Here is a 26,194-nt window from a genome sequence, read left to right on the forward strand (position 1 = left end):
GTCTTTCATGTCAATCATTAGCACCTCAGTTAAACGGCCAGTCACGGTATGGATGTTCATGCTGGCCATTATGTTATTCGGTATGGTCGGGTTTTCGCGCTTAGCGGTAAAACTCCTGCCCGATTTAAGCTATCCTACCCTGACGATCCGCACCATGTACGACGGCGCGGCCCCCGTTGAAATTGAGCAACTTGTCTCTAAACCGATTGAAGAAGCCGTCGGCGTGGTTAAAGGCTTACGTAAAATCAGCTCGATTTCTCGCTCAGGCATGTCCGATGTGGTACTCGAGTTTGAATGGGGCACCACTATGGATATGGCAAGTCTCGATGTGCGTGAAAAACTCGACACTATCGCTCTGCCGCTCGATGTTAAAAAGCCATTACTACTGCGCTTTAACCCCAACCTTGATCCTATCATGCGCCTAGCGCTGTCTGTACCAAATGCCACTGAGACAGAGCTCAAACAGATGCGTACCTACGCAGAAGAAGAGCTTAAGCGCCGCCTAGAGGCTCTTTCTGGGGTTGCCGCTGTGCGTTTATCCGGCGGTTTAGAACAGGAAGTGCATATTCAGCTCAATCAGGAAAAATTATCCCAACTCAATTTGAATGCCGATGACATTAAGCGTCGCATCAACGAGGAAAACATCAACTTATCTGCGGGCAAAGTGATCCAAGGCGACCGCGAATATCTGGTACGAACCCTTAACCAATTCAATTCATTGGAAGAACTAGGGCAAGTGATCGTCTATCGCGACGCACAAACCTTAGTACGTCTATTTGAAGTCGCTACGATTACCGATGCCTTTAAAGAGCGCAGCGATATCACCCGTATCGGTAGCCAAGAATCGATAGAACTGGCTATTTATAAGGAAGGTGATGCCAACACGGTCGCCGTTGCCAAAAAATTGCGCGATGAACTATTGAAGATCAACAAAGATCCTCAGCAGAACAAACTGGAAGTGATTTACGATCAATCAGAATTTATCGAAAGTGCCGTCAGTGAAGTGACCTCTTCAGCGTTAATAGGCAGTATTTTGTCCATGCTGGTGATTTATCTGTTCCTGCGAAATATTATCCCGACGCTGATTATCTCTATCTCAATCCCCTTCTCGGTGATCGCTACCTTTAACATGATGTACTTTGCCGATATCAGCTTAAACATCATGTCATTAGGTGGTATTGCGCTGGCGATTGGTCTGTTGGTTGACAACGCGATTGTGGTACTCGAAAACATCGACCGCTGTCGCAGTGAAGGCATGAGTAAATTGGATGCTGCGGTAACGGGCACAAAGGAGGTTGCTGGCGCGATTTTCGCCTCGACAATGACGACGCTCGCGGTGTTTGTTCCCTTAGTTTTTGTCGACGGTATTGCTGGCGCCCTCTTTTCAGATCAAGCCTTAACGGTAACCTTTGCGCTCTTGGCCTCCTTGCTGGTTGCCTTAACCTCGATTCCTATGCTGGCCTCACGGGAAGGATTTAAAGCTTTGCCGGAGCTCATGAATAAAACGCCGAAGGAAAAACCGACCACTAAACTTGGCAAATTAAAACACTATAGTGCGACGGTGTTCTCCTTCCCGATTGTGTTGCTATTTAGTTACTTGCCGAGTGCCTTACTCACCTTAGTGTTGATTATTGGCCGCTTCTTTTCTTGGTTGTTTGGCTTAGTGATGCGCCCGCTGAGCAATGGCTTTAATGTTGTGTACCACAGTATAGAGTCTATTTACCATAAGCTACTGGCTTTGGCGCTGCGTAAGCAAATCATGACGTTACTACTGACGATTGGGATCACTGGTGCCTGTATTAGCTTGCTTCCCCGTTTAGGAATGGAATTAATTCCACCGATGAACCAAGGGGAATTCTATGTTGAAATACTGCTACCACCCGGCACTGCTGTGGGTGAAACCGATAGGGTCTTGCAACAACTGGCGATGTCGATTAAAGACAGACCAGAAGTGAAACATGCCTACAGCCAAGCGGGTAGCGGAGGGTTAATGACCTCAGATACCGCTCGTGGCGGCGAAAACTGGGGCAGATTACAGGTCGTACTTGGAGATCACAACGCCTATCATCAGGTGACGCAAGTGCTACGAGACACGGCGCGCCGCATCCCCGAGCTTGAGGCAAAAATCGAGCAACCTGAACTCTTTAGCTTTAAGACGCCATTGGAGATTGAGCTAACAGGCTACGATTTAACCTTACTAAAACGCAGTGCCGATAACCTTGTTAAGGCGTTGTCAGCATCTGATCGCTTTGCCGATGTAAATACTAGCCTGCGTGATGGTCAGCCAGAATTGAGCATCCGTTTCGATCATGCTCGTTTAGCCGCATTAGGAATGGATGCCCCTACGGTTGCTAATCGCATTGCCCAACGTGTTGGTGGCACTGTCGCCAGTCAATATACGGTTCGTGACCGCAAGATTGATATTCTCGTTCGGAGTCAACTGGATGAGCGGGATCAAATTAGCGACATCGATACCTTAATTATCAACCCAGACAGCTCCCAACCCATAGCCCTTAGCGCAGTAGCAGAAGTATCACTGCAATTAGGCCCATCGGCGATTAACCGTATCAGTCAACAAAGGGTGGCCTTGGTATCGGCAAACCTTGCCTACGGCGACTTAAGTGATGCCGTAGCCCAGGCGCAGCAAATCCTGTCTACGCAGGTATTGCCGGCATCGGTGCAAGCCCGTTTCGGTGGCCAGAATGAGGAAATGGAGCATTCATTCCAATCACTAAAAATTGCATTGATCCTAGCGGTGTTCTTGGTATACCTCGTGATGGCAAGCCAATTTGAGTCACTGCTGCATCCATTGCTCATTTTATTCGCTGTACCAATGGCACTGGCTGGAAGTGTGCTTGGTCTTTATATCACCCAAACCCATCTAAGCGTGGTGGTCTTTATTGGCCTTATCATGCTGGCGGGGATCGTCGTCAATAATGCCATTGTATTAGTGGATAGAATAAATCAACTACGTGCTGAGGGCGTGCAGAAGCTTGAAGCCATTAAAGTCGCAGCTAAATCCCGTCTTCGCCCGATTATGATGACAACGCTCACCACTGTACTAGGTCTGCTCCCTATGGCATTAGGGCTAGGCGATGGCTCAGAAGTTCGCGCACCAATGGCGATTACCGTGATATTTGGCTTGAGCTTATCGACGTTATTAACCTTGATTGTGATCCCAGTGCTCTATGCCCTGTTTGACCGTAAAGAGTTTACGCATACTGCCACTGAGCAAGACAACACGGCAGAAACTGCGGAGGCTCGCCTATGAACCTCACCCATCTAGCGATAAAGCGCCCTGTCACCACCAGCATGTTTTTCTTTGCAATCTTGCTGTTTGGTCTGGCTTCTAGCCGCCTGTTACCGCTCGAAATGTTCCCTGGTATCGATATTCCGCAGATTGTGGTGCAAGTGCCTTACAAAGGCTCGACTCCTGCAGAAGTGGAACGCGATATCACTAAGGTGCTCGAAGAGTCGCTCGCCACCATGGGCGGTATCGATGAACTTGAATCAGAGTCCTCCCAAGAGGGCGCTGAAATTGAAATCAATATGAAATGGGGCGAAAACGTTGCCACAAAAAGCTTAGAAGCACGCGAAAAAATCGATGCCGTGCGGCATTTATTGCCCAAGGATGTTGAGCGGGTATTTATCCGCCAATTTTCTACGGCCGATATGCCCGTTTTGACCATACGCATTTCGAGCGACCGCGAGCTCTCTGGTGCATTCGATTTACTCGATAAGCAGCTAAAACGACCATTAGAGCGGGTAGAGGGCGTCTCTAAGGTGAGTCTCTATGGGGTTGAACAAAAGCAGATTGAAGTGCGGATCAATGCAAATAGACTCGCCGCAAGCGGTTTTTCAGCGACTGAATTACAAGCTCGTCTCGGGCGCGAAAACTTCGTGTTAAGTGCTGGCACCTTGAGAGAAAGTAACCTCGTTTATCAAGTCTCCCCTAAGGGGGAATTTAGAAACCTTGAGGATATTAAGGCGTTAGTATTAGTTCCAGGCTTAACCTTAGGTGATGTGGCCGATGTGCAGTTTTCTCTACCTGAGCGCAGTGAAGGACGTCATCTAGATCAACACTATGCTGTGGGTCTGGATGTGTTTAAGGAGTCTGGTGCAAACTTGGTGGACGTGTCTGATCGCGTGCTTAAGGTGATTGAACAGGCCAAACAAGACCAACAATTTCAAGGTATTCGCTTGTTTATTATGGAAGATCAAGCCTCAGGCGTGAAATCCTCTTTATCAGATCTACTGCTGTCGGGATTGATCGGTGCGTTGTTATCATTTGTCGTGCTTTATCTGTTCCTAAGAAACCTCAAGATGACCCTAATTGTGGTGTCATCAGTACCAATTTCTATCGGTATGACGTTAGCCGCCATGTATCTGCTCGGTTACAGCTTGAATATTCTATCGATGATGGGCTTGTTATTGGCTGTAGGTATGCTTATCGATAACGCCGTTGTGGTCACCGAAAGTGTACTGCAAGAAAAACAAGGTAACTCACTCAAAACCAGCGCCCAAGATAATGAAAACGCCGTTATGACGGGGGTCGATAAGGTGAGTCTTGCGGTACTGGCGGGTACTATGACTACAGCGATTGTGTTTTTACCCAATATTTTTGGGGTAAAAGTTCAGCTGACTATTTTCCTTGAGCATGTAGCAATTGCGATTTGTATTTCGCTGGCAGCATCACTTTTGGTGGCTAAAACATTAATTCCATTGATGTTGACTAAGTTCCACTTTGAGATTGCACCAGAGAAATCTGCGGGTAAATTGCAAAGTTTCTACAATCGCAGTCTTAATTGGGTGCTTCTCAGACCTTGGCGTTCAGGGCTGATCGCCATCGCGATTCTCGCATCTACCGCCCTGCCCTTGTCAATGGTCAAGCAGGATCAAGAGGACAGTCAAAGTAAAGAGCGAATTTACATTAACTACCAAGTTGAAGGGCGCCATAATCTCAACGTGACCGAAGCGATGGTGGGTCAAATGGAGGAGTATCTTTATAAAAATAAAGAAAAATTCCATATTGACTCTGTGTATAGCTACTATGCTCCCGACGAAGCCTCATCGGTCATCTTATTGAAAAAAGATCTGCCCATGTCCCTTGATGAACTGAAGAAGAATATTCGCAGTGGCTTTCCTAAGTACTCCATCGCTAAACCTCAGTTTGGCTGGGGTGACGATAACTCGGGTGTACGCGTCACCCTCACTGGACGCTCCACCTCAGAGCTTATCTATTTGAGTGAACAAGTGTTGCCATTACTCTCGACGATCAAAGGCTTAGTGGATGTACGTTCTGAAGTCAACGGTGCTCAGCAGGAAGTGGTTATCCGAATTAATCGGCAAATGGCGGCAAGACTGGATTTAAAACTGAACGAAGTAGCTTCCAGCATTTCAATGGCACTAAGAGGGACACCACTGCGCTCATTTAGGCACGATCCAAACGGGGAACTGCGTATCGAAATGGCCTATGAGAAGGAATGGCAAAAATCCCTCGATAAGCTTAAGCAATTGCCGGTAGTGCGAATTGATCAACGCCTTTACACACTTGATAACCTTGCCAGTATCGAAATCCAACCTAGATTCGATACCATCAAGCACTATAATCGCCAAACTTCGCTGTCTATCGGAGCGAACTTGGATAATCTCACCACAGAGGAAGCCCAAACTAAGATCAAACAAGTGATGGAGAATGTGCGTTTTCCTGATGGCTATAACTATTCGCTACGGGGCGGTTTTGAACGCCAAGATGAAGACCAAAGTATCATGGCAATCAATATGTTACTTGCTATCGCCATGATTTACATCGTGATGGCGGCACTATTTGAGTCCTTGTTATTACCGACGGCCATTATTACCTCAATCCTCTTCTCGATAACCGGGGTGTTTTGGGCGTTGCTGCTCACAGGCACGCCTATGTCGGTCATGGCGATGATCGGTATCCTGATTTTAATGGGCATCGTGGTAAATAACGGTATCGTCTTGGTCGATCAAATCAACCAAATGACACCCGATCTCGATAAGCTGTCGGACACCATTCGCGAAGTGTGTATTACCCGTTTGCGCCCGGTGTTAATGACGGTTGGAACCACAGTACTGGGCCTTGTTCCATTGGCGATGGGCGATACCCAAATTGGTGGCGGCGGCCCGCCATATTATCCGATGGCAATTGCCATTATTGGCGGCTTGTCTTTCTCAACCGTAACTAGCCTATATTTGGTGCCATTGTGTTATCAACTCCTCTATAGAATGCGTTACCGCGCCGCAGTCCGACTTGGCGAATCGAATCGTATCGCCCAAAAACTCTTACCGTGGACAGCCAAAGCATGATATGACGGGATAGCATGACATCGCTCATTAAAAAGGCTGCATCGCAGCCTTTATTATTTTGTTAGCACCTTAAAACGGAGCATATATAACTGTTCAAGACCTGGGTAAATCTCGGCAATCACCTGGTGCAGTTCGGGTAAGGTCATATTTTCTTGTTGGGCGTGCAATGTTGTGAGTCCAGACAATGTTATTGGCATTACCTCCAACACTTGGATGTCACAAAACCAACGATGAGTTTCAAAGGTCGATACGGGGAGGATTTGCCCTGGTATCACATGGGATTCAGCTTCATTACGTAACGTAATCGTTTTCTTGCCCATCAAAATATCGTGTTCAAAGCGTTCAAAAAAAGTGATGTCAGTTAACAAGATTAATCCCTCTATTTATCCAGTCAAAATGCCGATAGTACGGCACAAAATACAGCAAAACATGGTCAGTTTGCGCGATTTAAGTTAGAATTCGACCTCAATTGAGCCATTGGCCTCATATTCCTGCGCTTAGCGGGTGCGAACGACATTAGAGACTTTATGAACAAGAAACAAAAGATCATCAAAAAAATTGCGAAACGTGCTAAAGCCAGACTGAATAAAGTCGATCCTGCCACCATTGGCGCACCCGCAAAATCAGGCTATATCTCTAAGGCTGAACGCGCCAAGATCGCAGCAGTTGCTGCGGCTGCAGAAATAGAATCAGCAGCAAGTGAGCCACAAGAGGCAACAACTGAGCAATAATATTGTTTAATGAAAACAAACTTATGCGCTAATAAGACCAATAAGTAATGCCACAGCCAAACTGTGGCATTTTTCTTTTAAATAGTCAGTTGTTAGTCACTAAATACATTAACGCTTAGCATTATCCTGTTGCTCTATAAAGGGTATAACAGGCTCCATTTCTTGCTCTTCCGTCAATTGTGCCATCTGCGCGCAGGAGGATGAAAGAGGGCTAGTTGCACTCGGTAGATTCTGTGCCACCTCATTCGTCATCAATTCGTCCACATCGGCTGCTAAGCCAGCAACACCATGTCCGGTCGATGTCAACGCGACCTTATCAACTAAACGATAGGCAACCCAAACCCCTAAAATACCAAAAAGAATTGAGCCTATGACTTGGCCAATAAGTACCCCATAAACCCCGCCCCACTGCGCGCCCATATACACAAAGGGAACGGTACCTAAAGTCGCCTTGCCCACATTAAATAAGGTGGAATATTTGGCCTTACCCAAATTATTAAAGGAGGCGTTTGCGACAAATAAAATCCCAGAGAAGATAAAAAACACCGCAATATAGCTGCAGAAAAATTCAATAAGTGCCGCACTATCGCCCTTCATATCAAACAAACTGACGATCTGCGCTTTAAGTAAAAACAAAAGTAACGACATCACCACCACATACAAGGTACAAAATTGAATCGCCTTCGTTAAACTTTCGCGCACCCGGTCGAATCGTCCAGCTCCAAAGTTTTGCCCAACAATAGGCCCAATAGCGCCGGATAAGGCAAAAATCATCCCAAAAGTGACAGGCACTAACCTGCCGAGTACCGCCCAACCCGCAACATAAGCATCACCAAAATCCGCAATTGCCCGGGTCACAAACGCATTCCCAATTGGTGTGGCAATGTTGGTCAGTATGGCTGGTCCTGCAATCGCGAAAATCGGTTTAAGATCGGCTTTAAAATAGCGAAGATTAAACCTGCCAAGGAGTTGATGTTTGACCACAACACCCCGACCCGCGATGATAAATACCGCAATACGAGCCAATACTGATGCCAGTGCAGCCCCTTCAATCCCCATCGCAAACAGGAAAATAAAAATCGGATCAAGCACGGCATTCACACCACCGCCCGCTAAGGTCGACATCATCGAAAGTTTTGCATCTCCCACGGCACGCAGCGCACCGCCAAGGGCCATCGCAAGGCAAATAAAAGGCAGTGAAGGTACCAAAATATACAGATAACTCTCTGCAAGCTCGGCAGTATGACCGCTGGCCCCCACAAGCGTGACTAACTCAGGAATAAAAGTCGTGACCACAATGCTGACCAACACACTAATGATCGTGGTCACCACCGCACTGTTAAGTAATAGGCGTTTCGCTAATTCGATATCCTTAGCGCCAATAGAGCGAGACACCAAGGCCCCGAGCGCAATGGAGAGACCTATGCCAATTGATGTGGTAAAAAATGAAATACTGCCCGCATAACCTACAGCCGCAGCTAATTCATGTTCGCCCAATAAGCTTAAGAAAAATATATCCAGTAAATCGACTACAAATAACGCAGAAATCCCCACCGCAGCGGTTGAACTCATCACGAGAATATGGCGAAGAATTGAACCTTCAACAAACTTAGCTTGGGTCATGGGGTTGTTTTACCTTATTAATTGCAAAAGCAAAGGCCAACACTGAATTGTTGGCCTTTGCTTTTATAGTCATCTATGGGTATTTAGGTCAAGCACTAAAGCAGCTTATGCCGCAATTGGGCTCATCTTCGTTTGGTGGTAACGCAGACGACTGATTGACAATGCAATTAACGCAAGCAGCGTTAACGACCCCATCACCACCCCTTGCCATTCGGCTTTATGCCAAAATAGCATCAAGTAAGGTCCACCCAAAGCGGCGCCTAAGTAATAGCAACACAGATACAGCGAGGTGGCCTTGGCGCGATCGCGGCTTGCGCGCATCGCCACAAAAGAGTTGCAACAACTGTGGGTTAAGAAGAATCCACATGCCGTCATCAAAAAGCCCATGCAAATGGTGGCTGTGGTATCAAACAGGGTCAATAAACTGCCCAACAGCATCAAACACCAAGACCATTGATATAACTTGTGCTGACCAAATTTTGCCAGCCACTTAGCAGTAAAATAGGAGGCCACAGTACCACTGGAGTAACACAAAAAAATCAAGGTCGCTTGAAAGCGGCTCCACTCGTAGGGCGCCGCCATCAAATGCAGTTGAATAAAGCTAAATTGATTCACCATCATCATAAAAGTGATCCCACCGATGGCATAGGCTAACCGCATTTGTGGATCGGTTAGATGGTGACTAAAGCCGTAAAAATCCTGAAGTAACCGAGCCCGTTTTGAGACTGAAGGCGCCGAGGTTTGCCCGCCAGATATCGCCTTAGCATCTGCGCCAGAAGGTAATAAAAAACTGGTCAAGGCAACACCTGCGAGGGTCACTAAAAACAGTAGCCACATGGACTCCTGCCAAGATAAAAACTGCGACATCAACCCGCCCAGCAGACGCCCAACAATCCCGCCAATACTATTGGCCATAATGTAAATGCCCGCTGCTTTGAGCATAGTGCTTGGCGAGAGTTGTTCCTTAAAATAAGCCATGGCAATGGCAGGCACCGCAGCGAGCAATACGCCTTGTAAAAAACGCACATACACAAGCGCATTAAAGTCCCCAGCCCAAATCAGCAGCAGGTTCGACAATGCCAATAACCAAAGACTCACCACAATCGGCGTATGCCGGCCAATTCTGTCGGACACAACCGCATAAATTAACAGCGAAAACGCCAATGAAAAACTGGTCACAGAGAGAATGAGCGTAGCCTGCGAGCCTGGCACAGAAAAATGCTCGGCGATCAGCGGTAACATGCCCTGCATCAAATACAGATTGATATATACCACCACGGAAGCCACACACAGGGCCCACATCAGTCGGGTATCACGTTGTTTATTGTCGATAATAGTGTCTAACACGGCTTGCACTTTTAGCCTCGATAACGCCTCACTCTAAGAATAGACAAAGGTTAGCACTGGGCATAACATAACAATAATAGATAATTTATATCGACATTATTGATTTTTGTTATGGCAAATCTTTGATAACTGACATGGTTATCGCAAATTGTCGCGCGTAAGCGTGCATCACAAGCAAAAGGCTCACACCATGGATATACGCCAACTTAAACACTTAGATGCACTTGCTAATACCGGCAGTTTTACCGCCGCGGCCAAGAAGCTCAATATGGCGCAGCCTGCCCTAAGCCAAAGTATTAAACGGCTTGAGCAGTCACTTGGAGTGACACTGATTAATCGCACCAGTAATAAGAATGACAAGCACCTCGCACTCACCGCCGAAGGCTTAGTACTGCACCAACATGCCACGTTAATCCTAAAACAAATCAAGCAGGCCGAAGCGCAAATCCGCGCCATGGCGAATTTGACCTCAGGGGAAGTGCGGATTGCGGTGCCGGGTATGTTGGGCTCCTTCTATCTGCCCTCACGCCTTATGGCGTTTCGCCATCAATATCCCGAGTTAAAGCTGTCACTATTCGAAGGCGGTACCCGTGACGCGCTGCGGATGTTACAACAGGAAGAAGTGGATATTGCTATCATTACTGCCCAAGATCTGCAGAGTGATTTTGATAGCCAATTACTGATCCGTGAGCAGATGGTGATCGCCATGGGCGCCGAGCATCCACTTGCCGAGCATTCTGCCGTGAGCTTAAACGACTTCTTTGACCATGAACTGGTGATGTTCAAAACCGGCTATTTTCACCGCGAGTGGATCCTCTCTCAGGCAAAAGACTTGGGTAAAAAGCCCAATATTGCCTTTGAGACCAATCTGATTAACTTAATCAAACAGATTGTGTCGCAGGGATTTGGTATCACCAGCGTGCTCGAAATGGCCATCAGTCCAAAAGACGATATTCTCGCCAAACCCTTTGATCCGCCAGTGTTTTTAAATCTGCATATTGCGTGGAAAAAACAGCGCCCCGTCAGCCAAGCCGACCGCGCCTTTGTGGAATTTTTAATGAAAAATCGATAATAAACGGGCAATAAAAAAGGGCCGATAATCTCGGCCCTCATCAAGGTTAACCCTTAAACATGCTAAGGTTAACCGGTTTCAGCTCGAACCACTTAGCGCAGTTTACGGCGACCAAAGGCAAATGGCAGCAGTAATAAACTTAACCAGCCTAAGGCACCACCGTCATCCTTCTTCGGCGGAGTATCGGTAATAGAGACAGATACTAAGCTCGAATCGCTATTGCCGTGGTTATCGGATACCGTCAGTTGGAATGATACGGTTTGTGCCGCGCCATTCACACTTGGCGCCACTAAGTTTAATTTGGCCGCTGCGGGGTCAAAATTAAAGCTTGCGCCACCTAACTGAGTCCACTTGTAGGTCAGCGGATCATTATTCGCATCCGATGATTTGCTGGCATCGATAAACAGCGGCTTGCCTTCTTGTACTGACGTTGGCGCTTCCACCTTGGCCACAGGCGCCACTTCAGCAACATCAAACTGATAGCGCTGAGTCAAGGTTTCTGACGACGCATTGTTGACCTTGTTCGACAGGCTTAACTCATTATCAACCCCCGCCTTACGTGGAACCAGCTCAAAGCTGATGTCTTTCGCTTCAGCGCCCGATGGCATCTCGATCGTCCAAGTGATCTTATTGCCATCTTGCTTACCGTCATGGCTGATGTTAGCCACTTCATGGCCTTCAGGCAGCATAGCTTCTAAGTTATAAACACGTGTTACTTGGGTTTTATTGGCTTCGATACGGGTTTTCATCATCTTAGCCACGCCCGGTGTTAACTGACCGCTCAGCGTATTGCCCAGAGGCGACAGCACATCATCACCGACACGTTCAAAGACGACGGGGAGCTTCACTGGTGCTACTTTGTCATCGCCAGTGGTGAGGGTCAGCATAGCTAAACCTTCATCACCGACTTTAAGCGCATCCTTCCACGTCAGCTTAACGTCAAAGTCATTGGTATCGCCAGAAAGCGTCGCAGTGAGGTTATCCTCAGCCGTGTCATAGAGGGTCAATTGTTTTAAACCAAACACGTCATCGGCCGTCGCTGATGAAGCGCTGTAGTTTTGCACAATCACATAGTAAGTGCCTTTAACAGGATTATTGAGTAAGACACTTTCCTCTGAACCATCTCTGGCTGATGAGGCCACTCGAGCAAGTTTGCTGCCATCGTTTTTATCGAGTAGCACATACATATCAAGATCGGGCGATGTGGTGTAACTAATTGAGGTACGGAAATACAGAGCATTTTCATTAACGTCAAACTTAAACACTTTGACCCCATCATCAAGATCATCTGTATATGAAGCATTATTCGAGTCTTGCTTCACGCTTGACTCAATGGTTTGGCTCAGCTTGAGGCCCGTCACTTCGGCACCAACGCTAGCAAAATCCACCGCCTTCAAGCCTTCAAGAGTGATCTCATCCGCATTACGAGTCGCTTGAATGCTTACCAAGTTTGGCAGGTTACGCTTACCAATCTTAGCCGCAATCGGCATAGTCGCCGTAGGGAAGTTAGCTGACTCGAGCACTAAGTTGCCAAAGCCCCAATCTGCACCCACTTGCGTTACATCGGCGGTGACAGTAATGATTTGGCTCGCACCTTTTTTCAGGGTAAAGCTTTCAGGCGATACCGTTAGTGCCAGATTATCGGTCACCGCTTGGCCCTTCGCCGTCCAGCTACCATCTTGGGTTGCGGTTACGGTACGGGTCCAAGTACAGGTATTGACACAACGAGAATCAGCCATACTAGGCACGTTGAGCTTACGAGGATCGCCGTTCAATAAAGGATTTGCAATTTCATAGTTCAGTGCGCTTTCATCCATCACTAAACCGGCTTTAGCGGCTAAATCCACGCGAATACGGCCAGCGCCCACGTCAAACGGATCGGCAACGGTTTTAGCATCGGCTTTTTTCATCGCCTGAGCGGTCGTTGCAGTCAGCATTAATGCGGAGCGGATATTGTCCGGCGTCCAATCTTTATGCAGCGACTTTAACAGTGCGCCCGCACCCGCAACATGGGGACTTGCCATTGAAGTGCCCGACATGAGGGTAAAGTCGGCAGGATTTGTGCCCGATTTATCGTGACCAAATTGTTGATCAGAATAAGCAGCGTAAATATCCGAACCAGGCGCGGCCACCGAAGGCACAATCACATCATTGGTCGCATTTGGGCCAATCAGTGAGCCAGCCGATAACACATCGGCCTCACGGCTAATCGCTTGCGGTGTCGGGGTTAAAGTTAACTCTACAGCAGGATTGGCGGCCATGGCCTCGATTAAGGCTACACCATCGGTATTACCAATAAATACCGCAGGTATATTTAATGTCTCGAGCGAAGCCATTTTTAAACGATCATTGCCTTCGCCATCTCGGTTATAGACGATCACCGCTTTAGCACCCGCAGCTAATGCACCCGATACTTTAGTTGTAAAATCGCATGTTCCCCGTTTAATGACCGCTATTTTGTCTTTAAAGGCATCGGCGGGGAAGACTTTACAACCTTCCACATTGGTCGCATCGACAGAGCCAGCAAACACAGGAAGTCCTTTAATCACTTCGGTTTGCACAGGGCCAGAGCCAGGGGTGAATTCAAATGTCTTACCATTAAATTCCAGCTCACGTACCACTTCACGATTGTGAGTCGAGTTAGCCACCGAGGTATACCATGGGGCATTTTTGGGAGTCGAATAAGGTGACTGGGTGATTGCGGCACTGGTTGCGGTTGCTGGGCGCGTATTCCCTGCTGCAACGGCAGCAAAAATACCCGCATTACGCGCCGCTAAAAAACCCTGTTCAGTGGCACTATTCCATGGATTACCGCCACCACTGATGGAGAAGTTAATCACATCCACGCCATCTTTAATCGCATCATCTATGGCTTTAAGAATCGGTACAGTCGGGCAACCAGAATACTTGTCACCCGCATCCCCAGGTCTACAGATTTGATATGCAATAATGTTTGCATGGGGAGCCACACCAGAGATTTGCGCAAACTTTAAGCCAGTTGCGATACCATCACCTTCTAGCTTGCCAACTTCCCCATCAACATAAGGCACATCAAGCAAGATATTCCCTGCCGCGGTGCTGGCCACATGCGAGCCATGACCACCGTAGTCTTCACCATTTTTAGCGGGAGGCGTCGCACCAAAAATCTTTTCGTCGTCATAGATATCGGTGATTTCAGGGTAACTACGCACACCAATCAGCTTATCGTTACACATGCTGGCAAAATCGGTTTTACAATCACCAATATAAATCCCTTGGCCTAAGGGGTTTGTATGGTCATAACCATCCCCGCCAATATCGGCAAACGAGGCATGATCAGAGTTAATCCCCGAGTCGATAATCGCGACTACCACACCCTCACCCATAGCCTTGGTGCCAGTAGCACTACCGTCCCACACCTTTGGGGAGCCGATCAGTGCCTGACTCACATCGGTCTCAAGCTGCTCAATACGCTCACGTTCGATATAAATCACCTCAGGTAGTTCAGCCATTTTTATCGCTTGCGCCTGCGTCATACGCACAGCGATACCATTGAGTGCATATTGGTAGGTGGTTAATGGCTCTAGCGGTGTACCAATCGCTGCGCTGGCACTCGTCAAAAAGCGCTCTTGCTTAACCTTAAGGAAACTAACGTAGTTTTTCACCTCAGGAGCCGCGGCGTTAAGTTTAACATTGCCAGTCTTTCCAGTGCCTTTTGCCTGTGAGGTCGACTTTACATGTTGTGGGCTAGTTGCTTTGAAGCCAGGAATCTCCCCTTGATAATTCGCGACAGCACTGTCACGTAAGCGAACAATATAAGTATGCTCACCTTCGGCAAATTCTGGTTCAGGAATAAATTTTACATCTTGGTTATTAACTGCGGTTAATCTGCCTCGAGTTGAGTCATTTGATAATTCGGCTGGAATATCTAACTGTATTGTTTCACCCGTTGGAGATAATACTGTCTGTGCATTTGCTGCAGATGACAACAGTGCCATAGACACTGCTAGTGCAATTTTTGTTTTCATTGTCGCTTCCTTCGCTATATCGATTTATTTCTATAAAGTTCAATTTTTAATATTTATTCAGTACAGGAATCGATTAAATTTCTGTTACCAATAGAACTTCAGCTCAGCGTTTTAACACGGAGTGATACATATTGAAACACCTTATTAACGGAACAATTACCCATAAAAACAGTTAATAAGCATGCCATACTCAATAAAAAATCGATTTTTAAAACATAAGCGAATGGTAAACTGTTTACTTAAACAAAAGAAATTTTAGCAACTACTTAAAAATAAAAGACAAGTTATCTATCGCCATTAAGTAGCATAGAGAATCAAGAGAGAATTAACGGTTACGCATTCTGATTAAAAGATAAGAAAACAACTTAAATTTATAGATGAAATAATTTCAAATAGCTAAAAATCACATATGATAAACGCAATAAATAATCGCATTATGCCATCAACGTTACCGAATACCCCTACACCAAACAAGATGAATGATATTAAGCTCGAGATAGGAAATAAAAAATAATCGCGATTTACAAAACAAAAAGCCCTTACGAAAAGGGCTTTTAAAATAACACATGCTTTACTGATTAATCATCACCGCCTTCATCAATACTTCAGTGGTGTATTTACCATTATTAATCACGGGGAAACGATCATAGGTCTGGAAAATCACCTTGTCCTGGTACTTGATCATAGCCACTACGCCATAATTAATACGTTTATCGATTGATTGCGCGGGTAATAAGAACTTAAATGGCACAGGCGCTCGGGCGATATTAAAGCTTTTTTGAGCAATAATGGCCCCCGGAGTATTCAAATCGATAATGGCAATAGTAATTTCACTGCCTTGTGGCAAGATAATTTTCTCTAAATAACCCGCCGCACCATTGATGATAATGGGAGGTTCAGGTTGTACCGTTACGCAACCAGTCATCGTCAATGAGCTTAAACAGAATAGAATAAATATTTTTAATTTCAGTAACATATTAGCTTCCTTTTACCATACGGATCAGCCCCTCTTGGGTCGTCGATGCGACAAGCTCGCCCTGCTGATTAAAAAATTGTCCTCGGACATACCCACGCCCACCACTGGCATTTGGGCTATCGATACTATAGAGCAACCATTCTCCCATATTAATGGGTCGGTGGAACCACATCGCATGATCTATGGTTGCCATGCGGATGCCCGGGGTTAAAAACGACACGCCATGGGGCTGAGCCGCCGTGACTAAAAAATTAAAGTCGGAAGCATAGGCTAGTAAATATTCATGGATATGACTATCTGTTGGCATTGCACCATTCGCCCTTAACCACACATAGCGATATGGCTCAGTTTCTTTAGGTGCGAAGGGATGCAGAGGGTTGACTAAGCGCATCTCAATTGGCGCGTCTTCCATAAACTTTTCAAGGATCCTTGCAGGGACTTTATCCCTTAAGGTCATAGCCAACTCATTTTGATTTAATAAACCTTCAGGGCCAGGCACCTGCGGCATCTGTGCTTGATGTTCAAAACCCACCTCGGGTTCTTGGAAGGAACAGGTCATATGAAAAATCGGCCGTCCCTTTTGTATTGCACTCACCCGCCTAGCACTAAAGCTGCCGCCATCGCGCATATTTTCAACTTCATACACTATGGGTAACTTCTCATCGCCTGCGCGTAAAAAATAAGAGTGGAGCGAATGCACTTGCCGCTCTGCTAGTACGGTTTGCTTAGCCGCGCTCAAGGCCTGTCCCATGACTTGCCCACCAAACACATGCCCAAATCCTAGGTCTTGACTTTGACCGCGAAACAGCCCGATTTCGATTTGCTCAAGGGATAATAATGATAAGAGATCGTCTAATACCTGACTCATGGGATCCTACGGAAAATTAGCAATGAATACCCAAGGGTAACCCAGTTCGACTAGGGCTGACCAGTAGGGAGTCACTTGGCATGGTGTTTGTTAACGATTTAACAAAACGCACGCCGAACTACTCAATTTTTATATGATGCTCAAGAGCGCTCTGCTTTGACCAAGCCAACACTTTATCCTCACCACAGGAATGTAAATTAACCGGAAAGGCATTGTGAAGTTCTGACCAATATTTCACGAGTTTATCAGGCGTACATTGTCCCTCACTAAAGTAGATAGACTGAAACTCAGCGAATCTGCCGTGGCTGACACTGCCAGCGCCCGCCAATAAATGCTGACCATTAGGGGCCTTTGGACTCACTAAAAACGCCACGGTCGCAGTCAGCGTATCAAAGCAAAATAGCGGTTGAATCGCAGGAGCTAAATGCTTTCGAGTCATAGCCGTTAATGCCTGAGGGCATAAGCTATTGATATAAATGTTATATTGCTCGCCCTCTATCGATAGGCTGTTTACCATTCCCACTAAAGCCATCTTGGCGGCACTGAATGCAACTTGGTGTAAATCACCAAAGAGTGCCGAAACCCCCGTTGTCATCAAAATGCGGCCATAACCCTGTGCTTTCATCGCTGGCCATATTGCTTGAGTCAGATAAAAACTGCCATTAACATCAACGTCAAACTGCCGCTGCCACTCAGCTTGTAGAATATGCTCAAAAGGACGAGCACCATAAACACCGGCATTATTGATTAATATATCCACGCCCTGCCAACATTGAAGCAAGCTATTCACCATAGTCTGAACATCCATCTGTTGACTGACATCCACCTCAAAGCAAAGGCACTCGGCCCCGAGTTTTAAAATCGTCTCATGGGTTTGGCGCAATTCGTCATTGCTATAATCAGCATCAGGGTGTTTTTGGCGTTTAGAGGACACCTTAGGTTGGTCGACAAGCACCACTTTGGCGCCCCGCTCTGCCAACATAATGGCATAGGCTCTCCCAAGCCCTGCGCCAGCTCCGGTGATCAACGCCACTTGGTTATCGAAACGCATCCTATCGAATCCTTATCATTGACATAAAGGTGACGTGCTCATTCTCCGGCAGCTAAGCCCGATGACTTGCCTTACACTCAAGGCTCTATCAGCGTTAAGTTACTGGCTTTACCAATGACATACGGGTAAACGGCATAAACTATAAAAGCACAGACAATGTGGATTTTCTTTGACATTGGCGGCAAATCTTTTCCCTAACCGCGAAACATCTGTGCGCCAATTCAAACTCTATTACATGCGTGTATTAGATAGTACTCACTTTAGGGTAATTTCTTGTTATGCTATGGCGCTGTTCACTACTCATTCCTTTTTAGATAACGACTAGACATCATGAATCCTTGGATTTTAGCCATCAGACCTCGCACCTTACCCGCGGCAATCGGTCCCCTGTTAATTGGTAATATTCTGGCGCTGCACCTTGAGCGTTTCAGTTGGTTAATTGCCGTGACATCGATGTTGTGCGCGATTTTATTGCAGATCGCTGTCAACCTCGCCAATGACTATTTTGATTTTAAAAATGGTATCGATACTGCCGAACGTATTGGCCCAGTTCGCGTGACGCAAAGCGGGATGATCCCAGCCTATAAAGTACGTAATGCGATGATCTTCTGCTTATTACTCGCGTTAACAGTAGGTTCCTATTTGATTTGGCACGGTGGTTGGCCAATAGCGATTTTAGCGGCGGCGGCGATTTTAGGCGCCCTCGGCTACAGCGGCGGACCTTATCCTTTAGCCTCACACGGGCTAGGCGAAGTTGCCGCCTTTGTGTTTTTTGGCTTAGTGGCTGTGGTCGGCAGTTATTATTTGCAGGCAGGTGATACTAATTTGAATGCGTGGCTACTTGGCTGTGCGATTGGCTTATTTAACGCCGCCATTATGTTAGTTAACAACACCCGCGATATTCGCACCGACACCCAAGCGGGCAAACATACCCTAGCCGTGAGGATTGGTGAGGCACAGGCCAAAGTCTTGTATCAAGCCTTAATTTACTTACCCTTTGGTTTAGTGATCGCGGGATTCTTACTGGGCATTCTGCCTGGATTACCGGTATTGTTGGCGGGTTTATCTCTGCTTATCGCCCGTAAACTCAGTAGCGATTTCTATGCTGTATCGGGTGAGGCGCTTAATCCACTATTGGGACGCACAGCAAAACTTACTATGATTTTCAGTACCCTATTCAGTGTGGGACTGGTGTTTACCGCTTAAGCTGGAATACCAACATCTCAGAGTTGTCCCCATTACTGAGTAAGAGCCAGCCACCAATTAGCTAGATAAAAATAGACAAGGCTAAAAATACAAAAAGGTTCGTCATGATGCGCCAAACGCACAACATGATGAACCTTTTGCTTTTAGGGACAAATTAAGACCAGAGATAAGCCGAGATTGCCGTGTTAAATAACACGCCACTAAATTGATGCGTGGCTTTTGGCGTCTGTAAATACGCCGCCCCAAAACACACATGTAAAGGAATTAAATGCTCTTCCCTTGGGTGACTAAAACGCGCCTCTGGCGCCGATTGCCAATCGATTAATTGTGCCTTGGCGTGGTTATCGCCTGATGTCACTACATCGGTTAACCAAGTATCAAACGCTTGGCTGCGAGGCAACACCTTAGGATCGCCGGAGAAAAACGCGCGCATATTGTGAAACGACATGCCAGACCCCACAATCAGCACCCCTTGGGTACGTAATGATGCCAATGCTTCACCGATAGCAATATGGGCACTCGGGTCCAAATGCTGCGCTAAGGACATTTGCACCACAGGAATGTTGGCCTCAGGATACATCAACTTAAGTGGCACAAAGGTGCCGTGATCGAAGGCACGTTGATTATCCAACCGTACCTCAATGCCGCTTGCCTTAAGTAAACTGGCAATGGTTTCGGCAAGCTGCGGCTCACCGGGTGCAGGATAAGAAAGCGTATAAGCCTCTGGGGGAAAACCATAGTAATCGAACAGCATACCAGGATGAGAATGGCTCGACAGTGTCACCTGCGCCTCTTCCCAGTGAGCAGTAACTAATACAATCGCCTTGGGCGTGGGAATAGTCTCTGCCACCTTGGATAAATATGACCGTAATTCCCGATGATTTGCATCATTGAGTAATGGTAAAGGCCCGCCACCATGGGGAACAAACAGCACTGGCATTTGAGCCGAGTTCGCGTACGTCATAGTAAATGTCTCTTGATTAAACAGTGAGTTGTCACTTGTAAATTGAAACTTGTCTGCGCGGTGGCCAAAATCAGAAAACCGCTTTTATGTCCACCAGCTGACGTTGAAAACGCACTAATCTATCGACGGTTTCATCTAACTTGATGATTAAAAAAAGCAAGGCAGATAATAACAATGCGGGTAGCGCGTTAAGGGTAGCTTCAAAATTAAAGTGGTAATAAATGGCTCCCATCATCACCGACAGTAATGCTGTTGCCGACAGGACTCGAGATTCACGCCAGCCAATGCCAATGGCACCCAGCACTTCAATCACACCGATAAAGTAGCCAAAACCCGTTGGTAAATTCATCACGCTAAAGGGCGCATGGAAAAACGGCACGCTGAGTAACTTACCCATGCCCGAGAATAAAAACACTATGCTCATGGCGAGCGTTACCAAAGCCGCCGCACGATTTAAGGTATTGGCACAGACAAAGAGTTTTTGAGGGTCAGTCTCGGCCGCGGTTTTGTTTTCACTTTTGGCAAAACATAATTGATTGATAGACATAACGACCTCATTGCTCATCACTTTTAGACCTAATTCCGTATAAACTCTTACTAAACAGTATCCTAAACGCAAAGTAGTGGGCTCGTATTTTGTGCCCACTACTGTCATATGGCGAGATTATGCGCCCACACAAAATAAATAAATATGGAATAATATCTAACATCTTCTAAAATAATTCTTTATTTGTTTAAGGGTGTTGCCATGACCTTAGAACAACTGTTGATGTTCAATACCGTCGCCCTCGCTGGCTCGCTAAAGGCCGCCAGTGACAAACTCCATAAGACCCAGCCGGCGATCAGTCAGAGCATTAAACAATTGGAATCCCAGCTAGATGTAGTGCTGTTCGACCGCCAAGGTTATCGGTTAGCACTGACCCAAGAGGGACGAAAGCTATTGCAATACGCCCAGCGCGTACTGAATGAAGCGCAGGAAATGCGCCAAGTGGCCAAGCATTTAGCCAAAGGTAACGAGGCCAGTATCACCTTAGCCTTTGAGGCATCCTTTAATCTTGCTCGAATCTTGCCGATGTTAGAGCGCACACAAAATGAGTTTCCACATACACAAATTATTCTTAAACAAGAGTATTTAACCGGGGCACTTGAAGCCCTAAATCAAGGCAAAGCCGATATTGCGATTTCAGCTGGCGGTATTGAGCTGCTCCGCTCAAGCCATTATGAGCTTGGTTATTTATTTTCAGGGAGTTTATTGGATGTTGCTTCCCCCCGTTTACTGAGCCGTTATCCAAATCTAAGTCATGTAAGGCAATTGGTGAACGAGTACCAAATTGTGATCCAAGATACTGGCACTGGCACCGCCAATATCGAATTTGGGGTGCAAGCTGGGCAGCGCCGTTGGTATGTGAATGATTTTTATACGAAGAAAATGCTTATTCAAGGAGGGATGGGATGGGGAAAACTTCCCTATTATATGGTCGAAGAAGCCATCGCAGAAGGAAGCTTACAACAGCTTGAACTACAAGAAAGACAAAACCTGATCCAACTCGATTACTATGTGATGCGGCCGCCCCACTCGCCACTAGGCCCAGTAGCACAGGCCCTATGGAACAATTTAGTGCAACTAGCCGTTAAGCCAAGCTAATAATTGACCTCTTTTGATATCACACAATCTGTATATGTAATCTGAATATGACATTCGTTAATCAGTCATATTTTGAAGGCTGGCGGCCTTGATAGAAGCTAACAGTTCAGCCTAAAGGAGCACTTAAATAAATGCGCGTGACACTCTCATACGGTTTTCATCATGCTTATTCAGTAAAAGCCTATTGTTGTTTTATCGCGTAATTTGCAGCCGCGATGACGCAATTTTCTCCACATATTACTCAGTTATGCTATCCAACAAGCAATTAACTCAGCGCCGATAATAAATAATTGACCAAAAATCAAACTGCTCGCCTTTAGCGGCGCACCAATCCGGAAACGACTCAGCCACTGCATGAGTGGAATACTCCTCCCAGCAATTTATCATTGACTGGTAATAATCATGCCGGTTTTGCAGCCTTGATTTACTCTCCTGCGTTTGTAATCGCTCGATTAATGTGTGTGCTGACGCTAGTGAGTCTTTTGCTCGCACTATATCGCCCAACAATACAGATTCAGATAAATGGTGGGTCTGAAAATCGACACTGTTTAAATGGGCCAACGCAACTTGAGTAAGACAAATTTCATCGTTAGGCTCAAGCGCCAACGCCCTTTCATAGGAGGCGATATCCTCACCAATATAGCCTAACCATTTGTGGGGAATGGGATTATTGGGCTCATCTACTGCCCATTGGGTTAGCACACCTTTAAGCAGTACGATAAGAGGATAAGCGAGTAGCTGGTGTGTTTCACGCTGCCAATAACCTAAGGATGATAGTTCTTCAGCTATTTGCCTTTGCTTAGTCAAAGATTGGCTCTTACAGTGCGACACAAATGTGTTCACCGTCGCAATCGCTTGCTTCTTTAGTCCTTGCTCTTTTTGCAGACAATATTGGCCAAAAAGTTCATACCCCTTCAGAGCCGAATACTGAGTCCCTATCGACTTTAATCCTTCAAAGTTATCGCTATTCCAGTAGTTCATATTGAGACTTGAGTTGGTGAGACCTTCGGGCTGAACAATGCAACCACTCGTATGGAAAAAGTACATGGAATAATGCAAATATGGTCCATGGTAATCATGCGCTAAAACCGAGTGAAGCACGGCCCCAAGGCATAAAAGCAGATTGTAATCTGTAAACCCATCGTGAACCAGATAGTTTAGCGCTAAGCGGTTATATTATTGGTCGTTTTACGATAAAGCCTCTGATATTAATAGGCTCATATTAATAATTAACTCATAATAAAGGGCCTTGCGGCCCTTTATTCACCTTTTAACTTCGCTAAATGGCTTACTGAATTTCTTGCTTGGCGAGTGCGCGATCTAACTTAGCACGCTCCACTTCAGGCGAGGCTTTAACCGCTTGAATTAAGCCAATTAAATCAGTACCTTCTTCGGCGGCAAGCAGCAATAAGTTATTGTCATTCTGCCAATCAACTTTTAAACCGTGAGTCTTAGCAAAATCATCGGCTGATACACCTGGTTTTAGCTTAACCACTAACTTTCCGGTCATTTCGGCAAAGGGTTTACCCGATTGAGTCACCACTTTCTGCCCTTTAACCAATTGCTTAGCCTGTTTAATCCCAGTCTCAGTTTTAACAAAGTAGGGTGTATCTAAACCGAGAAACTCGGCACGGCTCACTTGAACACCTTTAGACTCAGCTTGAGGTTCAGTGAGTTCGATCTTGTCATGTGCCATTGCTTGAACTGACAGTGAAAGTGCAACAGCTACTAATGATAAATTTAACGCTTTCATTGGTGACTCCTTAAGATGCAGACTTGGCGGCATGGCCATGGAAACGAATTGACCAACCTTTCAGTTTGCCATCGGCTTCGTTAGGGATTGAGATATAGCCTTGATCGTATTTAACAAATCGATAGCTACCGCTATTCACATCAATCAGCTTGATTGTCCATTCACCTTTTGATGATTCGCCATAGAAAGCATTTGATAACATAGGTGTTGCATCATAGCCTTTAACAAGATCATCCGGATCATTCTTATCCATCACCCCTTGGTAAACTAAACCGTTATAAGGTGTCATCAACACACTCTTAGTACCTGCAGGCGAAATCAGCTCTACCGCTAAATCCGGTAGACGCAGGTGATCGGCAGTCAGCTCAATTTGCACGGCTTCAATCACTAAATCGTCAGCGACTACTTGGGTATCCGTCACGCCATTAATATCGGCATCGGGAATCGCTTTGGTGAGCGCTGCGCTTGCTTGCCACTCGGTTACGACATAGTCACCTAAGTCCTGTGCATAGGATTTGGCGAGCTTAACGGCTTCAGTTAAATTCACTCGACCAAAACCATAGAGGTTATGGAATGAAAAACCCGCCGCGTTTTGTAACCAACTAGGGATAGCCGCATACACTGGCGCACCTTCACCCTCACCAATGGTCACGGTTTTAGGCGCAATATCCGCATCAACTTTGGTAGCTGTCTTCGCCAAAATATAGCGAATATCACGCCAAGTGAGATCTGGATTAGCACTCATAATGACAGCGACAGCTCCCGAAGTGTTAGGTGCCGCAGACGAGGTGCCGTTCATTGTCGATGTGTAATCACAATTGGGGTTTAACGGGTTTAAACCACCGTGGAATGGCGTGCTTGGTCTATCTTCTGCGATTGCTGAGCCCTTCACACATCCCATAAAGTCGGTTGTAACAATCGCAGGATCATTATCACCATACTCACCACCGGGTGCTGTGACAAAAATATTCGAGCCCACGGATGAATAGCTAGAAAGTTTACCCTTAGCATTAATTGCACTAACAACTAAGTTATAAACGTTAGCATTGTCAGAGGACATGTTGGAATTATGGAAAGGTAAGCCGTGGTTAGCGGGATTTTCCGTCGTTGCCGTGAAGTAATCTCCCGGTAACCAGAAAGTACGGAAACGATAGTAGTCATACCCATTACCCGCGGACTTAACGAAAATACTGCCTTTGCCATCGAAGCTTTGCGTTGCAATATCTTGATAAACTTCGGTTTCATCCTCATCAAACCCATGAGGGAATGGCACGCTGTAACCATAGCTTTGGTTAAAAACGCGTGCACTATCGCTATAGGCACTGGCACCGTGGGATTTAGCAAAGTTTTCAAATGTTTGTACGTTTGTCACTTTACCCGTTGGATCTTCATCTAAAAAGTTAAAGCCAATTAATTTTGCCTTAGGTGCCACACCGCGACCACCAATACCGTTCCAACCTTCTGCAGCAATAATCCCTCCTACTGCTGTACCATGAGCTGCTGTAGCAGACCCAGAGAAAGGTGTTGGATCAACAGTACCTGTAATTAAATTGTATGAACCACCATTTACAGTGTTATTTGTTAGATCTGGATGAGCAATTTCTAAGCCGCTATCGACCACCGCGACAATCACGCCTTGTCCCATAGCATTATCTGAAATTGCACCGCTCACATTCATATCTTCACCGGCAACACCGCGGTTAGCCGCAAAAGCATTCTGCCCAGTGTTTTTTAAATGCCATTGGTAGGTAAAGAGTGGATCGCCATGCTTAATATTGATTGTCAGATTGGCTTCAGCCTGTAATTGGCCATCGGAGACTTTGAACCGAATCACCTCAGTCCCTTCATTGGCATCAGATGTATAGGTAAATTCACCCGTGCTTTTATTGACTAGCGTAAAGGTGCCGAGTTTGAGATCAGCAGGGTCCACTAAAGAATAAGTTAAACCACCTTCGGCATCCGTCCCCTCAAGTTTTCCAGTAAAAAGAATCGACTGTGACACATCAACAGTCATATCCGCGGTGGTCGGGGCAGTATTCACTTTAGGCACAGGTGCCGGAGTCTTCTTATCATCGCTCCCACAGCCAGCCAATAAGGCCGCCGTGATGCTTAATGCAACAATGGACATACGCATAATAGACATTCCTTCTTCTCATTACTTATTACAACTTAATTTGGCGTGATAATGTTGATTAACATTATTCCGCATTAAGTTCTGTTATTTTAGTTATACCCTATTAACTCTTATAAAATACAAGCATCAAATGGGAAGCAAAGATTTAACACAAAGGAAATAATTATGAAAACAAATATAAACAGAATGAAAGACTGAATAGGTTTATTCGATTATTTTATCAGCAGATAAAATTAAGAACAGATAAAGACAGACAATAAATAAGACATCAAAAAATAGATTAAAAACAAAAAGATAATAATTTTATTTGCTTTTTAAAATTACAAGACAACAAACTGTTTAAATTACATAAATTTTTACATTTTGAATCTTCAAATTCTTTAAAAATATTAAAATAGCAAAATTAAACCGTCCCAAAATATAGAATGACAAACGGTTAAGCTGCCATTTTATTAACATTTATAAAACAAGTTTGAGTTATTAA

Annotated in this window: 18 protein-coding genes; 6 read left to right on the top strand and 12 right to left on the bottom strand. The window is 45.8% G+C overall.

The genetic code is table 11. The features are described 5' to 3' along the window. Positions 1-7 precede the first annotated feature (7 nt). Both MMG82_RS11510 and MMG82_RS11515 read left to right on the top strand, forming a co-directional pair. Positions 8-3,271 (top strand): efflux RND transporter permease subunit, encoded by a 3,264-nt coding sequence (locus tag MMG82_RS11510; protein ID WP_241406869.1) that lies wholly within the window; start codon positions 8-10, stop codon positions 3,269-3,271. Beyond that, positions 3,268-6,333, top strand: a complete 3,066-nt coding sequence (locus MMG82_RS11515) for an efflux RND transporter permease subunit (protein ID WP_241406870.1) — start codon at positions 3,268-3,270, stop codon at positions 6,331-6,333. Before MMG82_RS11510 ends, MMG82_RS11515 begins: the two co-directional genes overlap by 4 nt. A gap of 53 nt (positions 6,334-6,386) precedes the next feature. Here MMG82_RS11515 and yqfB read toward each other — a convergent pair whose 3' ends face one another. After that, a complete protein-coding gene (gene yqfB, locus MMG82_RS11520; protein ID WP_069454765.1) occupies positions 6,387-6,704 on the bottom strand; it encodes a N(4)-acetylcytidine aminohydrolase in 318 nt (105 codons plus the stop codon). A 156-nt stretch (positions 6,705-6,860) separates the two neighbouring features. Between yqfB and MMG82_RS11525 the strand changes: the two genes are divergently transcribed. After that, on the top strand, positions 6,861-7,064 hold the full coding sequence (locus tag MMG82_RS11525; RefSeq protein WP_037417483.1) for a DUF2986 domain-containing protein: 204 nt from the start codon (positions 6,861-6,863) through the stop codon (positions 7,062-7,064). Positions 7,065-7,172: 108 nt separating this feature from the next. On the opposite strand, the gene MMG82_RS11530 is transcribed toward MMG82_RS11525, so the two are convergent. Continuing rightward, on the bottom strand, positions 7,173-8,687 hold the full coding sequence (locus MMG82_RS11530; protein WP_241406871.1) for an MATE family efflux transporter: 1,515 nt from the start codon (positions 8,685-8,687) through the stop codon (positions 7,173-7,175). A 105-nt stretch (positions 8,688-8,792) separates the two neighbouring features. Continuing rightward, complete coding sequence (locus MMG82_RS11535; protein WP_144346034.1) at positions 8,793-10,043, bottom strand: MFS transporter; 1,251 nt, start codon at positions 10,041-10,043, stop codon at positions 8,793-8,795. Positions 10,044-10,224: 181 nt separating this feature from the next. On the opposite strand from MMG82_RS11535, the gene MMG82_RS11540 reads away from it, so the two are divergent. Continuing rightward, entirely contained in the window at positions 10,225-11,106 is an 882-nt protein-coding gene (locus tag MMG82_RS11540) for a LysR family transcriptional regulator (RefSeq protein WP_169546754.1), read from the top strand. 92 nt (positions 11,107-11,198) lie between these two features. On the opposite strand, the gene MMG82_RS11545 is transcribed toward MMG82_RS11540, so the two are convergent. The 4 genes from MMG82_RS11545 to MMG82_RS11560 all read right to left on the bottom strand — a co-directional run bounded on the left by MMG82_RS11545 (position 11,199) and on the right by MMG82_RS11560 (position 18,008). Further along, the gene (locus MMG82_RS11545; RefSeq protein WP_172590861.1) at positions 11,199-15,113 is read right to left on the bottom strand and encodes a S8 family serine peptidase; all 3,915 of its coding nucleotides are present in this window, start codon (positions 15,111-15,113) and stop codon (positions 11,199-11,201) included. A 571-nt stretch (positions 15,114-15,684) separates the two neighbouring features. Further along, positions 15,685-16,089: a YbaY family lipoprotein gene (locus MMG82_RS11550; protein WP_047537248.1), complete on the bottom strand. Its 405-nt coding sequence runs from the start codon at positions 16,087-16,089 to the stop codon at positions 15,685-15,687. A gap of 1 nt (position 16,090) precedes the next feature. Further along, a complete protein-coding gene (gene tesB / locus MMG82_RS11555; RefSeq protein ID WP_088585734.1) occupies positions 16,091-16,957 on the bottom strand; it encodes an acyl-CoA thioesterase II in 867 nt (288 codons plus the stop codon). A gap of 118 nt (positions 16,958-17,075) precedes the next feature. Beyond that, positions 17,076-18,008, bottom strand: a complete 933-nt coding sequence (locus tag MMG82_RS11560; protein ID WP_172591668.1) for an SDR family NAD(P)-dependent oxidoreductase — start codon at positions 18,006-18,008, stop codon at positions 17,076-17,078. 330 nt (positions 18,009-18,338) lie between these two features. Between MMG82_RS11560 and MMG82_RS11565 the strand changes: the two genes are divergently transcribed. Further along, positions 18,339-19,214: a 1,4-dihydroxy-2-naphthoate polyprenyltransferase gene (locus MMG82_RS11565; RefSeq protein ID WP_037425645.1), complete on the top strand. Its 876-nt coding sequence runs from the start codon at positions 18,339-18,341 to the stop codon at positions 19,212-19,214. Positions 19,215-19,368: 154 nt separating this feature from the next. Here the strand turns inward: MMG82_RS11565 and MMG82_RS11570 are convergent, their stop codons facing one another. Then, positions 19,369-20,178 carry a class III extradiol ring-cleavage dioxygenase gene (locus MMG82_RS11570; RefSeq protein WP_172591667.1) on the bottom strand — a complete coding sequence of 270 codons (810 nt, stop codon included), beginning with the start codon at positions 20,176-20,178 and terminating at the stop codon, positions 19,369-19,371. A 70-nt stretch (positions 20,179-20,248) separates the two neighbouring features. Next, entirely contained in the window at positions 20,249-20,725 is a 477-nt protein-coding gene (locus MMG82_RS11575) for a DoxX family protein (RefSeq protein ID WP_047537258.1), read from the bottom strand. A 201-nt stretch (positions 20,726-20,926) separates the two neighbouring features. On the opposite strand from MMG82_RS11575, the gene MMG82_RS11580 reads away from it, so the two are divergent. Beyond that, positions 20,927-21,823 (top strand): LysR family transcriptional regulator, encoded by an 897-nt coding sequence (locus MMG82_RS11580; protein ID WP_241406872.1) that lies wholly within the window; start codon positions 20,927-20,929, stop codon positions 21,821-21,823. 270 nt (positions 21,824-22,093) lie between these two features. On the opposite strand, the gene MMG82_RS11585 is transcribed toward MMG82_RS11580, so the two are convergent. The 3 genes from MMG82_RS11585 to MMG82_RS11595 all read right to left on the bottom strand — a co-directional run bounded on the left by MMG82_RS11585 (position 22,094) and on the right by MMG82_RS11595 (position 25,710). Further along, positions 22,094-22,870 (bottom strand): hypothetical protein, encoded by a 777-nt coding sequence (locus MMG82_RS11585; protein WP_241406873.1) that lies wholly within the window; start codon positions 22,868-22,870, stop codon positions 22,094-22,096. A 241-nt stretch (positions 22,871-23,111) separates the two neighbouring features. After that, complete coding sequence (locus MMG82_RS11590) at positions 23,112-23,576, bottom strand: hypothetical protein (RefSeq protein ID WP_037425650.1); 465 nt, start codon at positions 23,574-23,576, stop codon at positions 23,112-23,114. 10 nt (positions 23,577-23,586) lie between these two features. Next, positions 23,587-25,710 carry a S8 family serine peptidase gene (locus MMG82_RS11595; RefSeq protein WP_241406874.1) on the bottom strand — a complete coding sequence of 708 codons (2,124 nt, stop codon included), beginning with the start codon at positions 25,708-25,710 and terminating at the stop codon, positions 23,587-23,589. Between the last annotated feature and the right edge of the window lie 484 nt (positions 25,711-26,194).

Source organism: Shewanella sp. MM_2022_3 (assembly GCF_022557375.1).
Lineage (GTDB): Bacteria > Pseudomonadota > Gammaproteobacteria > Enterobacterales > Shewanellaceae > Shewanella > Shewanella xiamenensis.